This is a genomic window from Flavobacterium sp. (assembly GCF_043778725.1).
In the GTDB taxonomy this organism is placed as follows: domain Bacteria; phylum Bacteroidota; class Bacteroidia; order Flavobacteriales; family Flavobacteriaceae; genus Flavobacterium.
Genome location: NZ_JAYWFT010000076.1, coordinates 1 through 2,019, shown reverse-complemented (window position 1 = coordinate 2,019; position 2,019 = coordinate 1). Strand labels below are relative to the sequence as shown.

Sequence of the window (2,019 nt, the reverse complement as noted above, 5' to 3'; positions counted from 1 at the left end):
TTAGTGGCAAATAATTATGAAATACAAAAGATTAACCAAAGAACAACTAGAAGCGTTGCATCAAGAATTTGCAAACTTTTTAGCGTCGCAATCTATAGATAAAAAAGAATGGGACGAAATTAAAACCAATAAACCTGAAGTCACTGAACAGGAACTTGATGTTTTTTCTGATTTAATTTGGGAAGGTGTTTTAACAAATGCACAATTTCTTGAGCATTTTTCTAAAAATCATATTTTCTTATTCCATTGTCAAAAAGAGTTTATTCAATCTATGGTGATTAAATCTTTAGTTACTGAGGTAGATTTTATGACTAAAAACGGTTTGCAATGGCTAAGCGATAACCTTTTTACCGAAACAGTAGAAATGCATGTTGGTAAAAAACAATACGACGGTGATCGCAATACGGCAATTTTCAATTTGATTACTGAAGGAGCTATTTTAAGCGATGGACAACTTTATATTCAAATAAATACTATTGTGCAATCATAAAACTTTAACTTTCAAAATAATTGGCTATTTTAGTACTCAAAATGAACTAATCTAGCCATTACTTTTTATGGATATTCAACAAACAATTCAGAATTTACGCGAGGAACTTAACTTGCACAATCACAACTATTATGTATTGGATAACGCTACTATTTCCGATTTTGAATTTGATAAAAAACTAAAACAACTTCAAGATTTAGAAGACAAATATCCTGAATTTTATGATGAAAGTTCTCCTTCTTTGCGCGTTGGCGGAACCATTACTAAGAATTTTCAGACTGTTGTTCACGAAAATAGAATGTATTCGTTAGATAATTCCTATTCTAAAGAAGATTTACAGGATTGGGAAGTCAAAATTCAAAAGGTTTTAGGTAACGTTCAATTGCAGTACACTTGCGAATTAAAATATGATGGTGCTTCAATTTCTATAACATATGAAAACGGAAAATTAAGCAAAGCAGTTACTCGTGGTGATGGTTTTCAAGGAGACGAAGTTACCAATAATATAAAAACAATTAAGTCAATTCCGCTTAAGCTAAAAGGAAATTATCCTCCAAAATTTGACATTCGTGGTGAAATTATTCTCCCATTTGAAGGTTTTGAAAAGATGAATCAGGATTTGATAGAAATTGGTGAAACTCCTTATTCTAATCCAAGAAATACAGCTTCTGGAAGTTTGAAATTGCAAGATAGTGCCGAAGTTGCTAAACGACCATTGGATTGCTTGTTGTATTTTATTACTGGAAATAATTTGCCTTTCAATTCACAATATCAAGGACTTGAAACTGCCAGAAATTGGGGTTTTAAAGTGCCAACGCAATCTAAATTAGCCAATAACCTTGATGAGGTTTTTCAGTTTATTGAATATTGGGATGTGCACCGTCATAATTTACCTTATGAAACAGATGGCGTTGTAATTAAAGTAAACGATTTTAATCATCAAAATGAATTAGGATATACTGCAAAATCTCCACGATGGGCAATTGCTTACAAGTTTAAATCGGAACAAGTTACTACAACTTTAAATTCGATTTCTTATCAAGTTGGGCGAACAGGAGCAATAACGCCTGTTGCCAATTTAGAACCAGTGCAATTAGCAGGAACAATTGTAAAACGCGCTTCTTTACACAATGCCGATCAAATTGAAAAATTAGATATTAGAGTAGGCGATGAAGTTTTTGTTGAAAAAGGTGGCGAAATTATTCCGAAGATTATTGGTGTTGCCAAAAGAGGAAATCAAGCAGAACCAACAAAATACATTACACATTGCCCAGAATGTCATACCGAATTGACCAGGAAAGAAGGTGAAGCCAATCATTTTTGTCCAAATTTCTATGGTTGTCCGCCACAAATTATTGGTAGAATTCAGCATTATATTTCTAGAAAAGCCATGGATATTGAAGGTCTTGGTGGCGAAACGGTAGCTTTGCTTTTCAACAACGGATTGGTAAAAGATTATTCAGACTTGTATGAATTGACAGTAGATCAAATTTTGCCTCTTGATAGAATGGCTCAAAAAAGTGCCGAAA

Annotated in this window: 2 protein-coding genes; both read left to right on the top strand. The window is 33.0% G+C overall.

All coding sequences use genetic code 11. The features are described 5' to 3' along the window. Positions 1–16 precede the first annotated feature (16 nt). On the top strand, positions 17–490 hold the full coding sequence (locus tag ACH2CG_RS06710) for a DUF6495 family protein (protein ID WP_395063473.1): 474 nt from the start codon (positions 17–19) through the stop codon (positions 488–490). A 67-nt stretch (positions 491–557) separates the two neighbouring features. Then, positions 558–2,019 (top strand): NAD-dependent DNA ligase LigA (gene ligA, locus ACH2CG_RS06705; RefSeq protein WP_395063471.1); only part of this gene is annotated, 1,462 nt, incomplete at its 3' end.